Below are 20,362 nucleotides of genomic sequence, written 5' to 3'. Positions count from 1 at the left end.
CCCGGCGTCGCCTCCCCGCCCAGAGAAAACCCTGCTCCGGCCGCGACGTTTCGCAACATGGGCTGGAAAGAAGGGAGCGCAGGCACATGCCCAGGGGCAGCAAGGACGCCTACACCGAGAAGCAGAAGCGGCAGGCCCAGCACATCGAGCAAAGCTACGAATCCCGCGGCCTGCCCGAGGAGGAAGCCGAGGCCCGCGCCTGGGCCACGGTGAACAAGCAGGACGGCGGCGGCAAGAAGAGCGGTTCCGGCCGCGGCCACGCCGTGTCGCACGCGCCGTCGCGCGAGGGTGGCGCACGCGGCGGTGCCGCCGCCGCCAGCCGCCCCGCCAGCGCCCGCTCCGCCTCGGCCAAGAAGGCGGCCGCCGCGCGCAGCCCGGCCGAGCGCTCGGCCTCCGCCCGCAAGGCCGCCGCCACCCGCAAGGCCAAGGCCACCCAGCACTGACCGCGGACGTGCACGGTCCCGCACGCGCGCTGCCGGCCGCCTAGGACCGGCGGCTGGCCGCGGCGGCGGGCCCCGGCGTGGCGGTCGCGCAGGGGGGATCGGTGGCTCGGTGCTGTTCGGGCCTGGGCCAAGGGGGCTCTGCCCCCTTGGAGCCCCCGCGAGGAGCTTAGGCTCCTCGACCTCATGAGTGCCTCCGGCGGGGGCGGGTTGGACAACGGTGCCCGCCATGACCGACGTGGATCATCCCGCCCCCGCCGGAGGCACTCAACGCGGGATACCGGGGAGTTCGTAACTCCCCGGCTCGGGACAAAGGCTTCGCCTTTGCCCTGGGGTCCAGGGGCAGCGCCCCTGGCCAACGCCGAACACTCAGGCCCGACCGAACCCACCCTGCGCGACAACTCCGCCGAGGGCCGGTGTTCGTGCTAGTCCGCGGTCTGACCCGGTCCGCCCGGCAGCCAGACGCGGAAGGTGGCGCCCTGGCCTTCGGTGCTGTCCACGGTCAGGCGGCCGCGGTGGCGGTTGATCACGTGCTTCACGATGGCCAGCCCCAGCCCGGTGCCGCCGGCGGTGCGGGAGCGGCCCTTGTCCACGCGGTAGAAGCGCTCGGTCAGGCGCGGGATGTGCTCGCGCGGGATGCCCGGGCCGTCATCCGTGACGGCCAGCAGCACGCCGCCTTCCGCCGGGGCGACGGACAGGCGGACGCAGCCGCCCTCGCGGCCGTGGCGCACCGCGTTCTCCAGCAGGTTGCGCAGCACCTGGGCGATCTGCCCCGCTTCGGCCGGGCGCGCCACGGCGGGGTGCAGCTCCAGCTGCAGCTGCACCCCGCGGGAAGCCAGGATCGGCGTCATGGCCTCCGCCTCGGCCTGCGCCAGGGCCACGAGGTCCGCCTCGCCCTCGGGGGGCTGGTGCTCGCTGACCTCGATGCGCGACAGGCCCAGCAGGTCGTCGATCAGCCGGCGCATCCGCTCCGCCTGCTCGGCCATGATGCCCAGGAAGCGGGTGCGGGCGACGGGGTCGTCCTCGGCGGGGCCGCGCAGCGTCTCGATGAAGCCGATCAGGCTGGCCAGCGGCGTGCGCAGCTCGTGGCTGGCATTGGCCACGAAATCGGCGCGCATCCGCTCCACCGCGCGGGCGCGGGTGCGGTCGGCCAGCAGGATCAGCAGGCGGCCGCCATCGGCCAGCGGTGGCTCCAGCGGCAGGACATGGGCGGCCAGGTCGCGGGCGACGGGCACGGGCAGGGACAGGTCCGCGACCTCCGGCCCGCCGCCGGCCAGGGCGCGGTCCACCATGCCGGCCAGCGCGGGATGCCGCAGCAGCGCCGCCACGTCGCCCGACAGCGGCGCCCCCACCGCCACACCGAACAGCGTCCGGGCGGCGGTGTTGGCGCGCAGCGGTGCCCGGTCGGTGCCCAGCACCAGCAGCGGGTCGGGCAGGGCCTCGATGATGGCGGCGTCGGCGGCGCGCAGCCGCCCCACCAGCGCCCCCCGTTCCAGCAGGTCGCGCCCGAGGCGGGACATTTCCTCCGGCACGTCGCCCAGCCAGGGCGAGGCCGGCAAGGGCGCGGGCTCTCCGCCCGCGAGCCCGCGCAGCGCCGCGGCCAGGCCGGACACCAGCCGCAGCGCGGCCCGGGCCAGGGCCAGCGACGCCAGCAGCGTGGCGGCCACCGCCAGCAGCGTGGCGCCCCAGGAGGCAGCGCCGGTGGCGGCCAGCAGCAGCAGGGCCAGCACGGGCACGCCGGCCAGCAGGAGCGTGAGAAGCAGCGGGCGAATCATGCGGAACCGGTCTGGAGGGCGCCGCGAACGGCAAAGCGGGCATCTACCACCACCGTGCGGGTGGTGCCTGCACCCCCGGTGCCACCGTCACGCGAATTTCCGCGAAACGGGCCTTCGGCGGGCGCCACACCCCTGATCCCGCCCGGCCGCGGTGAAAGGACACTCCCGGCGCCGCGGCGAACCGGCCCGCCGCGGAAAACAGCTGCCACGCCTGTCCCTGGAATGGCCAGCGGTGCACCCCGCCCGGCCTGGCTTCCGGCGGAAAACACCGCGGAACCGAACCGGCCCGCACGGGCCGGGTGTGGCAGAATGGGCGGAATCTGGCAGGGAGCGCCGAAAGTGTCAGAAACCCGCGATTCTGCCACGGCGATCGCCGGCCTTGACCGGCAACCCCCTGATGTTCTAGGATTATTTTCCGAGAATGACCCTTCCGGAGGAGGCCACGGTAAGGAGGTAAGGGCGTAAGGAAGTAAGGCGGGCCGCCGCCCCGGATCTCGCGGCCGCGGCCCGCAACGGCGCCCCTAGTATCCGACCGAACCCGGCAGCGCCGCCGCCTCGATCAGCCGCGGCTCCGCCCCCGGTTCCAGCGCATAGACCGCCAGGGCGCGCTGCGTTTGCCCGTCCGGCAGCAGGCGCAGCGCCCCGTCGGCGCCCAGCACGATCTCGCCCACCGGCAGGGTGGCGGGGGCGGCGGGGCCGCCGCGGGTGGCGCGCGCGGCGATGGCGGCGGCGTCATAGGCCACCGCGGCCAGGCGCGGCGGCACCTCGCCGAAGGCCTGCCGGTAGCGGTCCTCGAACTGCGCCCGGGCCGTGGTGTCGGGGCCGGGGAACCAGGCGCCCGCCAGCGCCGGCTCCCCCGCCAGGGACACGCCCTCCTGCGCCCAGAGCGCGTGGCCGGCCACCCGCACGGGCGGCACGGTCAGCCCGGCCGCGGGCAGGGCGGCGGCCAGCTGGCGGGCGCGGGCGCCGCTCTCGCCCAGCACCAGCAGCAGGCCCTCGGCGGGCGGGGCGACGGGGGGCGGCGCGGCGGCCGCCTCCGGGCTCTCGGCCGCGTCGGCGGCCGGGGCAGCGGCGGGGGCGGGCGGGGTAATGCCGAGCCGGCTGGCGATGTCGCGCGCCACCATGGGCAGCGAGGCCGCGCCGGGATAGGTGGCCACCACCGGCGGCGGCAGCCCGGCCTGCCGCGTCGCGTCGCGCAGCGCGGCCGCCAGCTGGTTGGCGAAGGCGCCGTTGGGCGCCGCCAGCGCGATGCGGGAAATGTTGTTGGACTGCGCTGCCAGCACGAGGCGCCGCACCTGCTGCGCCGGGGTGACGCCCAGGGTCCAGACGCCGCCGCCGGCAAAGGTCGCGTCGTTGGTGAAGGCCAGCACCGGCACCCCCGCAGCGCGCGCGCCCGGGGCGGTGGCGCCGGTCTCAGGGCCGGTCAGCGGCCCCACGATCACCCGCGCGCCCTGGTTCACCGCGTCCCGGGCCGCCTGGGCGGCGCCGGCGGCGGTGCCGGAGGTGTCGATGGGCAGGAACTCCACCGCCGGCCCGGCCTGCTCGAACAGGGCCAGGGTGGCGGCGTTCAGCATGGACTGCCCCAGCGGCGCCTGCGACCCCGAGAGCGGCAGCAGCATCGCCACCCGGGCGCGCGGCACCTCCGGTTCCGGCGCGGCCACCGGGAAACCACCGGGGGAGGGGGCGTAGCCGCCGCCCATCACGGGGCCGCGGGGTTGCGGGGCGCAGGCCGCGAGTGCGAGGACCGCCCCCAGCAGCGGGAGATGCCAGCGTGTCCGGAGAATCCTGGAAGGAAAGGATGCCCGAGGCGGAGCCGATGGCCGGGGAACCGCCGCCGATGGCCGGCAGGGAGCCTGCAGGGGGGAAGCCAGCCGTTGATCCAGCGACGGATGGGGGAACCGAGGCTTCACTGGACGAACTCCCTTCGGAAACGGCGACCCCGGCCGGGGGTGCCGCGGGGCTGGTGCTGGTGTCGACGCCGATCGGCAATCTCGGCGACCTGTCGGCCCGCGCCGTGGCAACACTGCGGCAGGCCGACGCCGTGCTGTGCGAGGATACCAGGGTGACCGGCCCGATGCTGTCGCGCCAGGGGGTCGGCACGCCGCTGCTGCCGCTGCACGATCACAACGAGGATGCCGTGACCCCGCGGCTGCTGGACCGGATGCGCGCGGGGCAGCGGCTGGCGCTGGTGTCGGATGCCGGCACCCCGCTGATGAGCGACCCCGGCTTCCGGCTGACCCGCGCGGCGATCGAGGCCGGGCTGCCGGTCTCCGCCGTGCCCGGCCCCAACGCGGCCGTGATGGCGCTGACCCTCTCGGGCCTGCCGCCGCACCCCTTCCTGTTCGCGGGCTTCCTGCCCAGCAAGGCCGGGGCGCGGGCGGCGGAGGTGGCGCGGCTGGCGACGCTGGAACGCGCCGGGCTGCGCGCCACGCTGATCTTCTACGAGGCGCCGCACCGGCTGGCGGAAACCCTGGCCGCCCTGGCCGAGGGCCTGGGCGAGCGCCCCGCGGCGGTGGCGCGGGAACTGACCAAGCGCTTCGAGGAAGTGCGGCGCGGCAGCCTGGCGGAACTGGCCGCCCACTACGCCGCCCAGGCCGCGCGCGGCGAGATCGTGGTGGTGGTCGGCCCCGCCGGGGAGGAAGCCGCGCCAGACGAGGACGCCCTGGATGCCAAGCTGCGCGAGGCCCTGAACGCCGGCGCCACGCTGCGCGACGCCGCGGCGATGGTGGCGGCCGCCACCGGCCTGCCGCGGCGTCAGGTCTACAACCGCGCCCTTCAACTCGGCAGCACGCGGTAGCGGCTGCCGGGCGCGAGGCGGTTGGCCAGGGTGCCCGCCGCCCGCCCGGCCTCGTCGTCCGCGTGCGGCGCCAGGGCGAGGCAGGGCACGCCCGCCGCGGCGGCAAAGGCGATGACCAGTTCCCGCCCGGCGATCGCCGCGTCGCAGGAGGCCACCCAGCCCTTCAGCCGCTGCGGCGTCGCCGCCCGGCGCCATTCCGCCGGGCTCTCGGGCACGGTGTCCGCCACCGGGGAGTTGGGCAGGAAGCGGGCGGCGAAGTCGCGGATGGCGCGCAGGTCGTCCACGCCCTCGTTGCGCACCACCGGCAGCGGCACCACCGTCCAGCCGTCATAGGGGGCGCAGAGCGCCTCGATCGCCGCGGCATGGGCGGCATGGGCTTCGCGCGGCTTGGCGCCGTCGCGGATCGCCAGCCCCAGACGCGGCCCGGGGGGCAGCTGTTCCGGCAGTTCCGGCAGGATCACCGCCTCCGGGTAGGCGTCCAGGCTGGGCCACCAGGAGGGGCGCCATTCCACCATGGCGCCCAGGGTGCGGTGGTCCCGCGCCCCCGCCCAGTCCAGCCGTTCCAGCACGGCGCGCAGCGTCGGCTCCGGGCGATAGAGCGGCCCCCAGGGGTGAAAGCTGAGGTTGCTCAGCCCGATCCGCAGGCCGCGCGCCTCGGCCAGCACGCCCAGCCGGCGCACGAGGTCGGCGGCGCGGCCGATATCGGCCTGCGGGCCGCACAGGGCGGCGCGCCGCGCCGATTCCGGCGTGGGCGTGTTGGGCGGCACCGGCACGGCGCCGGGCAGCAGGCGCAGCGTCCCTTCCGGGTCGTCGGTGGCCACCAGCAGGGGGGAGGAACCCGGCCCGCGATTGGCGGGGTCGCCGGCGGCGTGCAGCAGCGCCGCCTCGCCCGCCAGGTCGCCGCGGCCGAACTCGCCCAGCAGCAGGGTGCTCATGGCAGCGTGCTCATGCGCGCGGTGCCTCCAGCCCGATGCAGTGCGATCCGGGGGGCAGCTGGTTGGCCAGGGTGACGAAGACCCGGCGCACGCTGTCATCCTCCATCGGCGCCAGGCCGATGGTGGGCACCCCGGCGCCGAGGCCGTGGATGCAGTTGTGCTTGCGCTGCGACACCAGCGTGTCCAGCCGCGACACGATGCCCTTCAGGCGGCGCGGCGTGACCTCCGCCGACCAGAACTCGCGGGTGGTGAGATGCGGGCAGACGATCTCCCGCTCGCCCAGGAACATCCTGGCGAAGCGGTGGAAGCCGGAACCGTCATCCTCCTCGTCGGACACGACGTGCAGGGTGGAGCAGATCGGCACGATCGCGTGGTCGGGGAAGCGGTTCAGCAGGGCGCGCACCGTGTCGCCATCTGCTTCCATCATGCGGGCCATGAGGTCGGTGTTGATGATGGACACCCCCAGCAGCGGGCGGCCCCGCGGCAGGATGGCGTCGGCCAGGTCGTGCTCGGGGGGGATGTTGCGCTCGGGGTAGCGGGTCACCTGCGGCACCACCGACAGGCCCCATTCCGCCACCATGTCCACGGAACGGTGGTCGCGTACCGAGAAGGAGGCGAGGTCGTGCATCACCCGGGCCAGCAGCGGGTGCGGCCAGCCCTCGCCGCCCACCCGGGCGACGCCGATATTGTGGATATGCGTCTCGATCCCCCGGTCCAGCGCCGCGGCGAGCCAGGGGAGGTATTCCTCGAAGTCGGCGCGGCCGCCGATGCCGCCGCCGCCATAGACCACCCGCTGCGGGTCCGTGGCCAGCATTTCCTCCAGGTTGGCGAAGGTGCCGGCCAGGCCGGGGACGCAGTGATGCGTCCAGTCCGGGTTCTGGGTGAAGGCGAAGGCCTCCGCCGCCGGGAACTCCTGCCGCGCCTCGAGGAGGCAGAGCTCGTCGCCGAGGTTGCCGTAGCCGTAGGCGCCGATGAACGCGGTCCGCATGGGTGGGGGGTGCCACGCGGGCCCGGCCCGGCGCAAGGGCGCCCGCCGCTGCCTGCCCTGGGGGGAGGGGCGCAGCCACCCCTGCCGCCGGCCGGATGCGGCTTCGGCGACACACCCAGATGGGGGTGCGAGATTCTTCTACAACGCTCTGCTCAAATGCGCGTTAGCGGAACACGGCACCTGCAAAGCCGCATGCAAGCACACCGAGACGCAGAGGAGATCGTTGTTCCATGTCCATCCTGGGTTGGATCGTACTGGGCCTGATCGCTGGCTTCATCGCCAGCAAGATCGTCAACAAGACCGGCCAGGGTGTCGTTCTCGACATCGTGCTGGGCATCGTCGGCGCCGTGGTGGGCGGCTGGCTGTTCAACGCCTTCGGCGGGGCCGGCGTCACCGGCTTCAACATCTACAGCATGATCGTGGCCGTGGTCGGGGCCGTCGTGGTGCTGCTGATCTACCACGCGGTGACCGGCCGTCGCGCCGTCTGATCCCGGCACCCAGCACACCACGCGAGCACGAGGACCCCAACATGGTCGATGAGAACCGCATCGAGGGCACCGCCAAGAACATCGGCGGCAAGGCCCAGGAGGCTGTCGGCAACGTGACCGGCGACAGCAAGACCCAGGCGGAAGGCAGCGCGCGGCAGGTCGAGGGCAAGGCCCAGGACACGCTGGGCAAGGCCAAGGACGCCGCCGGGGACGTGGCCGACAAGGCGCGCGACGTCGCCTCCACCGCGGCGGACAAGGCCCGCGATGCCGCCGGCAACGTGGCGGACAAGGCGCGTGACGTGGCCGGCAACGCGGCGGACAAGGCGCGCGACGTGGCGGGCCAGGTCCGGGAGGTGGCGACCGATGCCGCCGACACCGCCACCTCCGAGCTCGCCCGGCTGCGGGCGCAGGTCGAGGAGCTGATGCGCGACCGCGTGAAGCCCGCCCTGACGGACGCCGCCAACATTGCCGGGGACTACGCCCAGCAGGCCAGGGGGCTGATCTCGGACCAGGCGCAGGCGGCCACGACCCGCGTGCGCGAACAGCCGCTGATCTCCGTGGCCGTGGTGGCGGCGGTGGCCTTCGTGATCGGCCGGCTGACCGCCGACCGCTACTGAGCGCGGCGCAACGGCCGGCGCGGTTCGCCGCGCCGGTCGCAAGGTGGCCTTTCCCGGGGCGGCGGGCGGTTCATCGGACCGCCCGCTGCCCCTTTTTCGTCCCCAACCTGCCGGGACGTGCCGATATCGTGGAATGCGGCCTGCCCGAACGCGCTGCCATCAGACGCTCCACCGTTCGCAGCTCCGGGGGTGGGCAGCACGGGGTGCACCGTGCCACCGCCACCATCCGCCGTTCCCAGCGGCGAGCAGGGGGCGTTCCTGGAAGCCGACGAGTCCGGCGGGCCCGGCGTGCGGCTGGGCAAGGGCTGAGCCCCCTCGCGCGCGGCACCCCCGGCGGGGGCGGCCGCCGTTTCGCGGCTTGCCGCGGCGGCCCGGGGCGCCTTTATGCCTGCGTAACGCCTGCCGGCCTGCCTGCCCACGGGGATGGCTTCGCCTGCCAAGGCCAGAACACTGCGGAGAAGCCATGTATCCCGATGTCCAGCTCCTGATCGACGGCCACTGGCGGGCGGCGGAGGGCGGCCGCAGTATTCCCGTGCTGAACCCGGCCACGGAGGAGGTCGTCGGCACGGTGGCGCATGCGTCCCGTGGCGACCTGGACGAGGCCCTGGCGGCGGCCGAGCGCGGCTTTCGGACCTGGCGCCGGACCTCGGCCTACGACCGTGCCAAGCTGATGCGCAAGGCGGCCGACCTGCTGCGCGAGCGCGCCGGCGACATCGCCCGGCTGATGACGCTGGAACAGGGCAAGCCGCTGGGCGAGGCCAAGGGCGAGACGCTCGCGGGCGCCGACGTGATCGACTGGTTCGCCGAGGAAGCCCGCCGCGCCTACGGCCGGGTGATCCCCGCCCGCGCCGAGGGCGTGTACCAGCTGGTGGTCAAGGAGCCGGTGGGCCCCGTGGCGGCCTTCACGCCCTGGAACTTCCCGATCAACCAGGTGGTGCGCAAGCTGTCGGCGGCGCTGGCCGCGGGCTGCTCCATCATCGTCAAGGCGCCGGAGGAAACCCCCGCCTCGCCGGCCGAGCTGATCCGCGCCTTCGTGGATGCCGGGGTGCCGGCGGGCGTGGTGCAGCTGGTCTACGGCGTGCCGGCCGAGATCTCGGAATACCTCATCCCGCACCCGGTGATCCGCAAGGTGACCTTCACCGGCTCCACCCCCGTGGGCAAGCAGCTGGCGGCGCTGGCGGGGCTGCACATGAAGCGCGCCACCATGGAACTGGGCGGCCACGCCCCGGCCATCGTTTTCGCCGATGCCGACATCGACGCGGCCTCCAAGCTGCTGGCGGGCAGCAAGTACCGCAATGCCGGCCAGGTCTGCGTCTCGCCGACCCGCTTTCTGGTGCAGGAACAGGTCTTCGACCGTTTCGTGGACGGCTTCGTCGCCGCCAGCCGCGAGATCAAGGTCGGCAACGGGCTGGACAAGGGCGTCACCATGGGCCCGCTGGCCAATGAGCGCCGCATCCCCGCGATGGAAGCCCTGCTGGGCGATGCCCGGCAGAAGGGCGCCGAGATCCGCACCGGCGGCAACCGCATCGGCAACAAGGGCTACTTCTTCGAGCCCACGGTGGTCACCGGCGTGACCCGCGAGATGCGGGTGATGAACGAGGAGCCCTTCGGCCCGGTGGCCGTGATGGTGCCATTCCGCGAGTTCGACGAGGTGGTGGAGGAAGCCAACCGGCTGCCCTACGGCCTCGCCTCCTACGCCTTCACGCGTTCCGCCCGCACGGCGCAGGCGATCGCGGCCGAGGTCGAGAGCGGCATGATGACGGTCAACCATCTCGGCCTCGCTCTGCCGGAAGTGCCCTTCGGCGGGGTGAAGGACAGCGGCTACGGATCGGAAGGCGGGTCGGAGGCGATCGAGGCCTACCTGAACCCCAAGTTCGTGTCCCAGGCCGGGATCTGACGAAGAAGGCCGGGGGAGTGAACTCCCCCGGTCCCCCTCCTTCTTTCGGGAGTAGAAGAGCGACCTGACCACGGGCGCACCCGGAAACTCCCGAAAATAGAAGGGGGTCCGGGGGGATACTTCCCCCCGGCTTTTTGCTTCCCCCAACAGTTGCCAGCAGCCCCGAAGCCGTGGATGAGCCTGTTGCATGCTCCCCACCGATCGACCGCTCCGGCTGGCCACGCACAGCGGAACCTTTCACGCCGACGACTGCCTGGCCTATGTCGTCCTGACCGGCGCCCTCGGGCTGGAGGACGGCACGCACGAGCTGCTCCGCACCCGCGACCGCGCCACCCTGGATGCGGCCGACATCGTGTGGGACGTCGGCGGCACCGCCGACGCGGCCCGCTGGCGCTTCGACCACCACCAGCCCGGGGCCCCCAAGGCGCCGAACGGCGACCCGCTGAGCTCGGCGGGGCTGGTGTGGCGCACCGACAGCCCGGAAAGCGGCCTGAGCCTGGGGCAGCTCTACGTGCGCAACACCCTGGCGCGGTCGGGCTTCCCCGACGTTGCCGGCGAGGTGGTGGTCCGCATCGCCGAGAATGTCGGGTACAAGTTCGTGCGCCACGTCGACCTCGTGGACAACGGCGTCGAGCGCGCCGCCCCCACCGACCTCACCGCCCTGGTGGAGGCCTTCAACAGCGGCTGGGACGAGCCGAGCCAGTCCGACCCCGCGGCCTTCGAGGCGCGGCAGCTCGCGGGCTTCCGGCGGGCCAGCCGGATGGTCGCCGTGGCACTGGCGCAGCAGGTCGAGAAGGAGCGCGGCGCCGCCTTCGCCCACCGGGCGGTGGCGCAGGCCTGGGAAGACTGCCAGGCCGGCCGCAGCGGCCAGCACCCCGACCTGCTGGAACTGCCGCGCGGCATGCCCTGGCAGCGCACGGCCTCCGAGCTGGCCATGCCCATCCTCTACGTCATGAGCCCCGAGCCGGATGGCCGCTGGAAGCTGCAGGCGATGCCGGCCGAGAAGGGCAGCCTCAAGAACCGCCTCGACATGCCCGAAGCCTGGCGCGGCCTGCAGGATGCCGCGCTGGAAAAGGCCTGCGGCATTCCCGGGGCGGTGTTCGCCCATCGCGGCGGCCACCTGGCCATCGCCGCGACCCGCGACGCGGCGCTGGCCATGGCCCGCGCCTGCCTAGCCAACAAGCTTTCCCCCGCCGAGGCGCTGCGCAAGGCCTGGGGGCGGTAGCCGCCGCGCGCCGCTTCACCCCGGCGGTGTGACCGGCCCGCAACACGGGCGGCACGGTTCGGCCGGCGATGCCGCCCCGGAGACGGCGCGGTGCGGGGCGGCGACCCGGCCGCGCCGTCAGCCCTGGCGGATGCGGGCCAGCGCTTCGAGATGCGCCCCGGCCGCCGCGTTGGTGTCGGCCTCGATGGCGCGGTAGCGCTGCACCACGGCCTCGCCCGCCGCCGTCAGCCGGGCCCCGCCGCCGCCGGCGCCGCCCGCCGCGGTTTCTACCACCGGCGTGCCCATGCCGCGGTTGAGGTCCTCCACCAGTTCCCAGGCTCGCCGGTAGGACATCCGCAGCGCCCGTCCCGCGGCGGAGATGGAGCCGCTGCGGCCGATCTCCTCCAGCAGCGTGACCTTGCCCGGCCCGATGCGCAGGCCGGCGCCGAGGTCCAGGCGCACGCTCAGCCTCGGGGGCGCGTCGGCATCCGCGGCGGTGGCTGTTCTCGGCTTGGGCATCGCGGCGACCCAATCACGCGGGGACCAGGGGGGCAATCGCCGCGGCGGCGACGCGGGGCCGGCCGTGCCGGCCGCCGGCACCGCGCGCCCGGGCCACCCGGCAGAATGCGGGCTGCGCCGGGCGCGTCACGCCTCCACCTCCTCCCGTCGTCCCGGCCCCGGGCTGAAGGCCACGGACTTCACCAGCGCCCAGAGCGGCATGCCCGGCGCCAGCCCCAGCCGCCCCACCGCATCCGACGTCACGCGCGACAACAGGGTGCTGGGTCCCACGCGCAGCCGCAGCGTCACCTCGTGCGGCCGCCCGGGCTCGATCGCCTCCAGCACCGCCCGCAGCATGTTCTGCACGGACAGGCCGCGCGGGGCCTCGGTGGCGACGGCCACGTCGCGGGCGCGCACCCGCACCCGCAGCGCCGATCCCGCGGCGCCCGGCTGCAGCGGCACCAGCAGCTCGCCGCCCGCGAAGCCCAGGCGGGACAGGCCGCGCCCCGGCTCGTGCGCCAGCACGGTGCAGAACAGCACCACCCCGGCGTCGCGCCGATCCAGCAGCAGCGGCAGGTCGGTGCGGGCCGAGAGCGCCTCGACCCCGCCGCTGGCCAGCACGCGGCCCGCCTGCAGCAGCACCAGCGTGTCGGCGAGGTGGTCCACCTCGTCCAGCGCGTGCGTCACGTAGAGCACGGGCACCCGCAGCGCGTCGCGCAGCCGCGCCAGGAAGGGCAGCAGCTCGGCCTTGCGCGGCGCGTCCAGCGCGGCCAGCGGCTCGTCCATCAGCAGCAGCTGCGGGCGGCACAGCAGCGCCCGGCCCAGCGCCACGCGCTGCTTCTCCCCGCCCGACAACCCCGCCGGCCGGCGGCTGAGCAGGCCTTCGATGCCCAGCAGGGACACCACCTCGGCGAAGCCTGGCCCTATTGCTCCCGAGGGCGCGCGGCGCAGCCCGTAGCGCAGGTTGCCCGCCACCGAGAGGTGCGGAAACAGCCGCGCATCCTGGAACACCACGGCGCAGCGGCGCCGTTCCGCCGGGACCTCCAGCCGCCGCGCCGCGTCGAACAGCACCCGCCCGTCCAGTGCGATGCGCCCGGCCTGCGGCCGCAGCAGCCCGGCCACCGCCGCCAGCACCGTGGACTTGCCGCAGCCGGACGGGCCGAAGATCGCGGTCACGCCCGGCGTGGGCAGGGCGAGGTCGATATCCAGGGAAAAGCCGTCCGGGCCGGGAAAGCGATGCCGCAGGGCGAGCTCCAGCATCAGCGGGGCCGCCTCAACGCGGCGCCCGCCCCAGCAGCACCTGCAGGCGACGCCCCAGGAACTCGGCCAGCAGCAGGCCGGCCACGGCCAGCACCAGGGACACGGCGGCGAGCCTGGCGGCCGTCGCCTCGCCGCCCGGGGTCTGGGTGGCGCTGTAGATCGCCAGCGGCAGCGTCTGGGTGGCGCCGGGGATGTTGGAGGCGAAGGTGATCACCGCGCCAAACTCGCCCAGCCCCGCGGCAAAGGCGGTGATGGCGCCCGACAGAATGCCCGGCGCGATCAGCGGCAGGGTGACGGTGACGAAGCGGTCCAGCGGCCCGGCGCCCAGCGTGCGCGCCGCGGCTTCCAGCCCGGGGTCCACCCCGTCCAGGCTCAGCCGCACTGCGCGCACGATCAGGGGAAAGCTCATCACCGCGGTGGCCAGGGACGCGCCGGCGGTGGTGAACACCAGCCGGATCCCGAACCATTCGTGCAGCGGCGCCCCCAGCGGCCCGCGCAGCCCGAAGGTGACCAGCAGCAGCCAGCCCACCACCACGGGCGGCATCACCAGCGGCAGGTGCACGAGCGCGTCCAGCAGCGCCCGGCCGGGAAAGCGCCCCCGCGCCAGCAGCCAGGCCGCCAGCACCGCCGGCGGCAGGCCGAACAGCACCGAGCGCAGCGCCACCGCCAGGCTGAGGCGCACGGCCTGCCATTCTTCCGCGCTCAGCCAGGCGGTCGCGCCGTCGGGCAGCGGCATGGGCGGTGCGGGCTCCCCGGCAGGGCCGCTATTCCGCCCGCCACCCGAAGCCGAAGCGCTGGTAAACGGCGGCTGCTTCGGCGCCGGTGGCGAAGGCCAGGAAGGCGCGCGCCTCGGCATGGCCGGCGGCGCGGCGGGCCAGGGCGAAGGGATAGGTCACCGGCGGGTGGCTGTCGGCCGGGAAGCTGGCCACCACCCGCACCCCGCGCGAGGCCGCGGCATCGGTGGCATACACGATGCCCAGCGGCGCCTCGCCGCGCTCCACCAGCAGCAGGGCGGAGCGGACATTGTCGGCGCGGGCGATGCGGGGCGACAGCGCCTCCCACTGCCCCATCCAGCGCAGCGCGGCTTCGGCATACTGGCCCACCGGCACGTTGGTGGGATCACCGGTGGCGAGCCGTCCGTCCGGGCCGAGCAGGGCGGCGAGGTCGGTGCCGCGGTCCAGCGTCACCGCCGGTCCGGGCCGGTCGGCGGGCGCGATCAGCACGAGGCTGTTGCTCAGCGGGCTGGAGCGGGTGCTTTCCACGATCAGGCCGCGCCCCTGGACGTAGTCCATCCAGGGCTCGTCGGCGGAGGCGAAGAGGTCGGCGGGCGCGCCCTGCTCCATCTGCCGCGCCAGCGCCGAGGACGCGGCAAAGGAGAAGCGCGGCGCCGGGTGGCCCTTGGCGCGCCACTGCTCGCCCAGCGCGCGCATCGCGTCCGTCAGGCTGGCGGCGGCGAACACCGTGGGGCCCTCGGCGCCCTGCGCCCGGGACAGGGCGGGCCAGCCGAGCGGAACGGCGGCAGCGAGTGCCGCCACCAGGGGCCGACGACGCAGCATGGCAGCGTTCTCCCGCTCGCTATTCCCAACAGGACATATCGGTGTTTCGGGGGAGCGCGCAATACGCAGGACCGGAACCCGACGTCACGCGACGCACCGTGCGCCCGATGCCGCGCGCGGCATTCCGGCCGCGGCGCGGGGGAGCGGAATGGGAGATTGCTCCCCCCGCCGACCTTGGGCGACAATGCCGGGCAACGGCCACCGGCCGCGCCGAGAGCGGAGCAACCCGCCTTTGATCGAGGAAAACAGGGTCCAGGGATGAGGCAGGCGTTCCCGCAGCGAAGCGCCCCCGGCGCGCGCGCCCGGACCGGCAGCAGGGGCGCGACGGCGGCCCGGCCGGCGGCGTTGCCTGTTCCGGCGTCGCCGTCCTGCCCGGCGCGACCCCGATCCGCCACGGCTTCCGCGCCTTTCCGCCGCCGCATCTCCGGGCCGCCCCGCGCCGCCGCGCCAGCCGCGCGGCGCGCGACGGCGGTCCTGGGCACGGCGCAATGGCATCCCTTCCACCCGGAGGACACCGCATGAGCATCACCACCGAGCCACCCGCCACCGACACGGCGGCACACCCGGCGGCGCCGGTGTCCCACGCCGACCCCTTCTCGATGGAGTTCTTCGAGAACCCGCACCGCATCCACGAGGAGCTGCGCGAAGCCGGCCCGATCGTGTGGCTGGACCGCTACGGCATCTATGCCGTGGCCCGCTACGCCGAGGTCCATGCCGTGCTGAACGACTGGCAGACCTTCTGTTCCAGCCGCGGCGTGGGCATGAGCGACTTCGCCCGGGAAAAGCCCTGGCGCCCGCCCAGCCTGGTGCTGGAAACCGACCCGCCCGAGCATGACCGCGCCCGGGCCGTGCTGAACCGCGCGCTGTCCCCCGCGGTGATGAAGCGCTTGCGCGAAGGCTTCGCCGCCGCCGCCGAGCGCAAGGCGGAGGAGCTGGTGCGGCGTGGTTCCTTCGACGGCATCGCCGACCTCGCCGAGGCTTTCCCGCTGACCGTGTTTCCCGACGCGGTGGGGCTGCGACAGGACGGGCGCGAGCACCTGCTGCCCTATGGCGGCCTGGCCTTCAACGCCTTCGGCCCCGACAACGCGCTGCGCCGGCAGGCGCTGGCGGATGCGGCGCCGCACGTCGCCTGGGTGACGGAACAGTGCCAGCGCGAGAACCTCGCGCCGGACGGCATCGGCGCCCAGGTGCACGCGGCCGCCGACACCGGCGAGATCACGCCCGCGGAAGCGGCGATGCTGGTGCGCTCGCTGCTGACGGCGGGGCTGGACACCACCGTGCACGGCATCGGCGCCGCCATCTACTGCCTGGCGCGCTTCCCGGACCAATGGGCCCGGCTGCACGCCGACCCGTCCCTGGCCCGTGGCGCCTTCGAGGAGGCGATCCGCTTCGAGAGCCCGGTGCAGACCTTTTTCCGCACCACCACCCGCGCGGTGGTGGTCGGCGGCACCACCGTGGGCGAAGGGCAGAAGGTGCTGATGTTCCTGGGCGCCGCCAACCGCGACCCGCGCCGCTGGGAGGAGCCGGAACGCTACGACATTTCCCGCCGTACCAGCGGCCATGTCGGCTTCGGTTCGGGCGTGCATATGTGCGTGGGCCAGCTGCTGGCGCGGCTGGAGGGCGAGGTCATGCTGGCCGCCCTGGCGCGCAAGGTTTCCGCCATCGAGATCACCGGCGAGCCGGTGCGCAAGTACAACAACACGCTGCGCGGGCTGGCGAGCCTGCCGGTCACCCTTCGCCCCGCGGGCGCGTGAGACACCATCCCATGCCGAATGTCAGCTTCCTCCACCCCGACGGCCGCCAACAGACGCTGGAGCTTCCCGCCGGCGACAGCGTGATGCACGGCGCCGTGGCGCACGGCATCGCCGGCATCGTCGCGGAATGCGGCGGCAACGCGATGTGCGCGACCTGCCACGTTTACGTAGAGCCGGAATTCCTGGCGCTGCTGCCGGCCATGTCGGCGGACGAGGACGCGCTGCTGGACGGCACCGCCAGCGACCGCCTGCCCAACAGCCGCCTCAGCTGCCAGATCGAGATGACGGCGGCCCTGGACGGGCTGGTGGTGCGGCTGCCGGAGCAGCAAGTCTAGAAACCGCTGTTCGCAGGCCCGACCCGGCGCTCCGGCTCTTGCCGGCCGCCGCGGATCGGGTCCGGCGGCAGATCACTGCGGGGCCTTGCTGCCCGCAGGAGGCGGGCAGCCGGCCGCGGCCAGTGCCGGCGGCGACCATGTTGCGGCGGGGCGCCCTCGGTGCGGCCCGTTCCATTCCCGGAAAACCGGGCCAGCAGAAAACACGACCAGAACGAGAGGGAGGACGTGCGTTGAGGCATCAGGGGATCGGGCTCGCCATGCTGATGGCGGGGGCGCTGCTGGCCGGGCTGTGCCGGCCGGCGCAGGCGGACATCTCGGGCGGCGTGGTGCGGGTGGGAGTGCTGAACGACACCTCCGGCATTTTCCAGGACTACAACGGCCCCGGCTCCGTGCTGGCCGCGCGCATGGCGGCGGAGGATTTCAACGGCGGCGGCAAGAACATCCGCGTCGAGATCGTGGGCGGCGACCACCAGAACCGCGCCGATGTCGGCTCCGCCCTGGTGCGGCGCTGGATCGACGTGGACGGGGTGGATGCGGTGGTGGACGTGCCGAACTCCGCCGTCGGCCTGGCGGTGAACGACCTCCTGCGCAATTCCCGCGCGACGTTCCTGGCTTCCTCCACGGCCTCGTCGGACCTGACGGGCCGGGCCTGTTCGCCCAACACCGTGCAGTGGGTGACGGACACCTGGGCCATCGCCAATTCCACTGCCGCCGCCATGGTGCAGCGCGGCGGCGACAGCTGGTACTTCCTGGCGGTGGACTACGCGCTGGGCCAGTCCATCACCCGCGACGCCAGCGAGTACGTCACCGGCCACGGCGGCCGCGTGCTGGGCACCGCGCGGCATCCGCTGGGCAACACCGACTATTCCTCCCTGCTGCTGCAGGCGCGCGGGTCGCGGGCCAAGGTGATCGGGCTGGCCAATGCCGGCACGGACACGCTGAACGCGGTGAAGCAGGCAGCGGAGTTCGGCATCGGCGCGCCGGGATCGGGGCAGTCCCTGGTGGGCTTCCTGCTGTTCGTGCAGGACATCAACGCGATGGGGCTGCAGACCGGGCAGGGGCTGCTGCTGAGCGAAGCCTTCTACTGGGACATGGACGACGCCACCCGCGCCTGGAGCCGCCGCTTCGCCGAGCGCAACAACGGCCGCATGCCGTCCTCCAACCACGCCGGGGTGTATTCCGCGACCCTGGCCTACCTGAACGCCGTGGCCGCCGCGAACAGCGACGACGCGCGCGAGGCGGTACCGGCCATGAAGCGCGCGCCGATCCAGGACCCGCTCTTCGGCCAGGTCACGGTGCGCGCGGATGGGCGGGCGATCCACGCCATGCACCTGTTCCAGGTGAAGAAGCCGTCGGAATCCCGCTATCCCTGGGACTACTACAACCTCGTGCAGAGCTTGCCGGCGGAGCAGGCCTTCCGGCCGATGGCGGAGGGCGGCTGCCCGCTGGTGCGCTGAGGAAGGCAGCCGCTCACCTCGCGCCATTGTTCGGACTGGGTGGAAGCAGCAAGCCGGGGGGAGGTATCCCCCCGGACCCCCTTCTATTTTCGGGAGTCTTGGGGGGGGCGCCGGTGGCCGCCGGGGCTCTCTTACTCCCGAAAAAAGGAGGGGGACCGGGGGAGTTCACTCCCCCGGCCTTCCTCGCCGCCACAGGCCAGGCCATCGTCCGGCGGCGACGGCCACAACCCCACCCGCCCCTGCGCGACGAGCTCAGCGCCAGGCCGCGGCCGCCCAGTCGCGCAGGTCGTCCACCAGCAGGTCGGGCGCTTCCAGCGCCGCGAAGTGCCCGCCGCGCGGCATGTCCGTCCAGCGGCTCACCGTGTAGCCCTTCTCGACGAAAGGTCGGGGCGGCCAGGGATGCAGCGGGTCGGGAAAGCGCGCGAAGGCGGTGGGCGTGGTGACGCGCTGCCCGGGTTGCAGCTTGCGCAGCGCCTTCTCGACGGCGGCGACGTAGAACCAGGTGCTCGTGGCGAAGGCTTCCGTCATCACGTAGATCATGACGTTGGTGAGCAGCTCGTCGCGCGTGAAGACGTCCTCGAAGGGGCGTTCCCGCAGGTCGGCCCAGTCGTGGAAACGCTCGATGATCCAGGCGGCCTGGCCCACGGGGTTGCCCGCCATGGCCTGCGCCAGCCCACCCGGCTTGGTGGCCTGCACGTGGCGATAGCCGCCGAGCGCCTGCTCGATCATTGGCGGCTTCGCCGCCCACTCTTTCTCCTCGGCGGTGTCCGGCTCCGCCCCGGGCTGCGGGAACAGCATGGTCATGTGGGCGGCCGCCACCGCGTCGCCGTGGTCCAGCCCGAGATAGCCCGTCACCATCGCGCCCCAGTCGCCGCCATGGGCGAGGAAGCGGGGATAGCCTAGCACCTCCGTCATCAGTTGGCGGAACAGTTCCGCCGTGCGGCGCTGGTCAATCGGCGCGGCGGGCCGGCCGGAAAAGCCGAAGCCGGGCAGGGAAGGGATCACGAGGTCGAAACCGTCCTCCGCCCGGCCACCGTGGCGGGACGGAAAGGCCAGGGGCTCGATCACCTTCCAGAACTCGAAATGCGAGCCCGGCCAGCCATGGGTCAGCAGCAGCGGCCGCCGTTCTGTCGCCTCGCCGCGCACATGCAGGAAGTGCAGCGGGAAGCCGTCCACCGTGGCGGTGAATTGCGGGAAGCGGTTGAGGTTCGCCACCGCTGCCTGCCAGTCGAAGCCATCGGTCCAGTAGGCGCAGAGGTCGCGCAGAAAACCGTCCTCCACGCCGTAGCGCCAGCCGCTGCCTTGCGGCGCGGGCGGGAAGGGATGCTGCCGGACGCGGTCCAGGACGCGGCGGACCGCCTCGGCGTCCCAGGACACGGTGAAAGGCGTGACGGGCAAGGGCTCGCTCCTCGGCGGCGCGCACACCGCCCTGGGGTGGCAGGGGACGCGTGGCCCGGCGGGGGCGCGCGTCCCCGAACCGTCAGCCGTTCACCACGTCGCCCCCGTTGGGGTGGATCACCTGCCCGGTGATGTAGGAGCTGTCGAGGTTGGAGGCCAGGAAGATATAGGCCGGCGCGCATTCGTCCGGCTGGCCGGCGCGGCCCATCTTGGCGGAAGCGCCGTGCTTCGCCGTGCTCTCGTCGTCGAAGGAGGCGGGGATCAGCGGCGTCCAGATCGGCCCCGGCGCCACGCCGTTCACCCGGATCTTGCGCGATTGCCACAGCTGCTGCGACAGCGCCCGCGTGAAGGCCAGGATCGCGCCCTTGGTGGCGGAATAGTCCAGCAGCTGCGGGCTGCCGCGATAGGCGGTGACGGAGGTGGTGTTGATGATCGCCCCACCCTCCTTCATGTGCGGCACGGCGTATTTCACCATCCAGAAATAGCCGAAGATGTTGGTGCGGAAGGTGCGCTCCACCTGCTCCTCGGGGATCTCGGCCACGTCCTCGCATTCGTGCTGCTCGGCGGCGTTGTTCACCAGGATGTCGATGGTGCCGCCCAGGAACTGCGCCGCGCGGTTCACGGCTTCGCGCACGAAACCGCTGTCGCCGACATCGCCCGCGATGATCTCGCAGCGCCGGCCTTCCGCTTCCACCAAGCGCTGCGTGTCCTGCGCGTCGCCATGCTCGTCCTTGTACAGGATCACCACGTCGGCGCCCTCCTTGGCGAAGCCGATCGCGACCGCGCGGCCGATGCCGGAATCCCCGCCCGTCACGATCGCGCCCTTGCCGGCCAGCTTGTTCGCCGGCTTCCAGTGGCGCATCTCGCTCTCGGGCCGGGGCGTCATCTCGGCCTCGATGCCGGGCTGCTTGTCCTGGTGTTGCGGGGGGCGCTGCTGTTCGGACATGGCGGGTTTCCTGCGCT

At 73.7% G+C, this 20,362-nt stretch carries 19 protein-coding genes; 9 read left to right on the top strand and 10 right to left on the bottom strand.

The features are described 5' to 3' along the window. The first annotated feature begins 86 nt into the window (after positions 1–86). Complete coding sequence (locus tag ACLIBK_RS12255) at positions 87–443, top strand: plasmid stabilization protein (protein WP_415387538.1); 357 nt, start codon at positions 87–89, stop codon at positions 441–443. 422 nt (positions 444–865) lie between these two features. Here ACLIBK_RS12255 and ACLIBK_RS12250 read toward each other — a convergent pair whose 3' ends face one another. Together ACLIBK_RS12250 and ACLIBK_RS12245 are read right to left on the bottom strand one after the other, a co-directional pair. Further along, complete coding sequence (locus ACLIBK_RS12250; RefSeq protein ID WP_415387537.1) at positions 866–2,215, bottom strand: ATP-binding protein; 1,350 nt, start codon at positions 2,213–2,215, stop codon at positions 866–868. Positions 2,216–2,736: 521 nt separating this feature from the next. Then, a complete protein-coding gene (locus tag ACLIBK_RS12245) occupies positions 2,737–3,855 on the bottom strand; it encodes a penicillin-binding protein activator (protein ID WP_415387536.1) in 1,119 nt (372 codons plus the stop codon). A gap of 197 nt (positions 3,856–4,052) precedes the next feature. Here ACLIBK_RS12245 and rsmI point away from each other — a divergent pair, with 197 nt between their 5' ends. Further along, on the top strand, positions 4,053–5,012 hold the full coding sequence (gene rsmI, locus ACLIBK_RS12240; RefSeq protein ID WP_415387564.1) for a 16S rRNA (cytidine(1402)-2'-O)-methyltransferase: 960 nt from the start codon (positions 4,053–4,055) through the stop codon (positions 5,010–5,012). On the opposite strand, the gene ACLIBK_RS12235 is transcribed toward rsmI, so the two are convergent. Next, on the bottom strand, positions 4,991–5,947 hold the full coding sequence (locus tag ACLIBK_RS12235; RefSeq protein WP_415387535.1) for a hypothetical protein: 957 nt from the start codon (positions 5,945–5,947) through the stop codon (positions 4,991–4,993). The genes rsmI and ACLIBK_RS12235 overlap by 22 nt on opposite strands. 10 nt (positions 5,948–5,957) lie before the next feature. After that, positions 5,958–6,935, bottom strand: a complete 978-nt coding sequence (locus tag ACLIBK_RS12230) for a polysaccharide pyruvyl transferase family protein (protein WP_415387534.1) — start codon at positions 6,933–6,935, stop codon at positions 5,958–5,960. A gap of 230 nt (positions 6,936–7,165) precedes the next feature. Between ACLIBK_RS12230 and ACLIBK_RS12225 the strand changes: the two genes are divergently transcribed. The 4 genes from ACLIBK_RS12225 (at position 7,166) to ACLIBK_RS12210 (ending at position 11,162) form a co-directional block, all read left to right on the top strand. Beyond that, the gene (locus ACLIBK_RS12225; protein WP_415387533.1) at positions 7,166–7,423 is read left to right on the top strand and encodes a GlsB/YeaQ/YmgE family stress response membrane protein; all 258 of its coding nucleotides are present in this window, start codon (positions 7,166–7,168) and stop codon (positions 7,421–7,423) included. A 41-nt stretch (positions 7,424–7,464) separates the two neighbouring features. After that, positions 7,465–8,040 carry a CsbD family protein gene (locus ACLIBK_RS12220; protein ID WP_415387532.1) on the top strand — a complete coding sequence of 192 codons (576 nt, stop codon included), beginning with the start codon at positions 7,465–7,467 and terminating at the stop codon, positions 8,038–8,040. A 463-nt stretch (positions 8,041–8,503) separates the two neighbouring features. Then, entirely contained in the window at positions 8,504–9,937 is a 1,434-nt protein-coding gene (locus tag ACLIBK_RS12215) for an NAD-dependent succinate-semialdehyde dehydrogenase (protein WP_415387531.1), read from the top strand. Positions 9,938–10,124: 187 nt separating this feature from the next. Continuing rightward, entirely contained in the window at positions 10,125–11,162 is a 1,038-nt protein-coding gene (locus ACLIBK_RS12210) for an MYG1 family protein (protein ID WP_415387530.1), read from the top strand. Between the two features lie 117 nt (positions 11,163–11,279). On the opposite strand, the gene ACLIBK_RS12205 is transcribed toward ACLIBK_RS12210, so the two are convergent. The 4 genes from ACLIBK_RS12205 to modA form a co-directional block, all read right to left on the bottom strand. Beyond that, positions 11,280–11,660 carry a winged helix-turn-helix domain-containing protein gene (locus ACLIBK_RS12205; protein ID WP_415387529.1) on the bottom strand — a complete coding sequence of 127 codons (381 nt, stop codon included), beginning with the start codon at positions 11,658–11,660 and terminating at the stop codon, positions 11,280–11,282. 126 nt (positions 11,661–11,786) lie between these two features. Beyond that, the gene (modC, locus tag ACLIBK_RS12200) at positions 11,787–12,899 is read right to left on the bottom strand and encodes a molybdenum ABC transporter ATP-binding protein (RefSeq protein ID WP_415387528.1); all 1,113 of its coding nucleotides are present in this window, start codon (positions 12,897–12,899) and stop codon (positions 11,787–11,789) included. Between the two features lie 13 nt (positions 12,900–12,912). Beyond that, positions 12,913–13,635: a molybdate ABC transporter permease subunit gene (gene modB, locus ACLIBK_RS12195; protein WP_415387527.1), complete on the bottom strand. Its 723-nt coding sequence runs from the start codon at positions 13,633–13,635 to the stop codon at positions 12,913–12,915. A gap of 28 nt (positions 13,636–13,663) precedes the next feature. Next, a complete protein-coding gene (modA, locus tag ACLIBK_RS12190; protein WP_415387526.1) occupies positions 13,664–14,455 on the bottom strand; it encodes a molybdate ABC transporter substrate-binding protein in 792 nt (263 codons plus the stop codon). Between the two features lie 518 nt (positions 14,456–14,973). On the opposite strand from modA, the gene ACLIBK_RS12185 reads away from it, so the two are divergent. The 3 genes from ACLIBK_RS12185 (at position 14,974) to ACLIBK_RS12175 (ending at position 18,001) form a co-directional block, all read left to right on the top strand. Next, positions 14,974–16,209 (top strand): cytochrome P450, encoded by a 1,236-nt coding sequence (locus ACLIBK_RS12185; protein WP_415387525.1) that lies wholly within the window; start codon positions 14,974–14,976, stop codon positions 16,207–16,209. 11 nt (positions 16,210–16,220) lie between these two features. After that, positions 16,221–16,544, top strand: a complete 324-nt coding sequence (locus ACLIBK_RS12180) for a 2Fe-2S iron-sulfur cluster-binding protein (RefSeq protein ID WP_415387524.1) — start codon at positions 16,221–16,223, stop codon at positions 16,542–16,544. A gap of 230 nt (positions 16,545–16,774) precedes the next feature. Then, a complete protein-coding gene (locus ACLIBK_RS12175; RefSeq protein ID WP_415387523.1) occupies positions 16,775–18,001 on the top strand; it encodes an ABC transporter substrate-binding protein in 1,227 nt (408 codons plus the stop codon). 252 nt (positions 18,002–18,253) lie between these two features. On the opposite strand, the gene ACLIBK_RS12170 is transcribed toward ACLIBK_RS12175, so the two are convergent. After that, positions 18,254–19,399, bottom strand: coding sequence for an epoxide hydrolase family protein (locus tag ACLIBK_RS12170; RefSeq protein WP_415387522.1), 1,146 nt, complete (start codon positions 19,397–19,399; stop codon positions 18,254–18,256). Positions 19,400–19,481: 82 nt separating this feature from the next. Further along, positions 19,482–20,345, bottom strand: coding sequence for an SDR family oxidoreductase (locus ACLIBK_RS12165; RefSeq protein ID WP_415387521.1), 864 nt, complete (start codon positions 20,343–20,345; stop codon positions 19,482–19,484). Positions 20,346–20,362: the final 17 nt, after the last annotated feature.

This window comes from Roseomonas sp. BN140053, assembly GCF_047690175.1.
Classification (GTDB): Bacteria; Pseudomonadota; Alphaproteobacteria; order Acetobacterales; family Acetobacteraceae; genus Roseomonas.
This window is presented reverse-complemented; position numbering and strand designations above follow the sequence as displayed.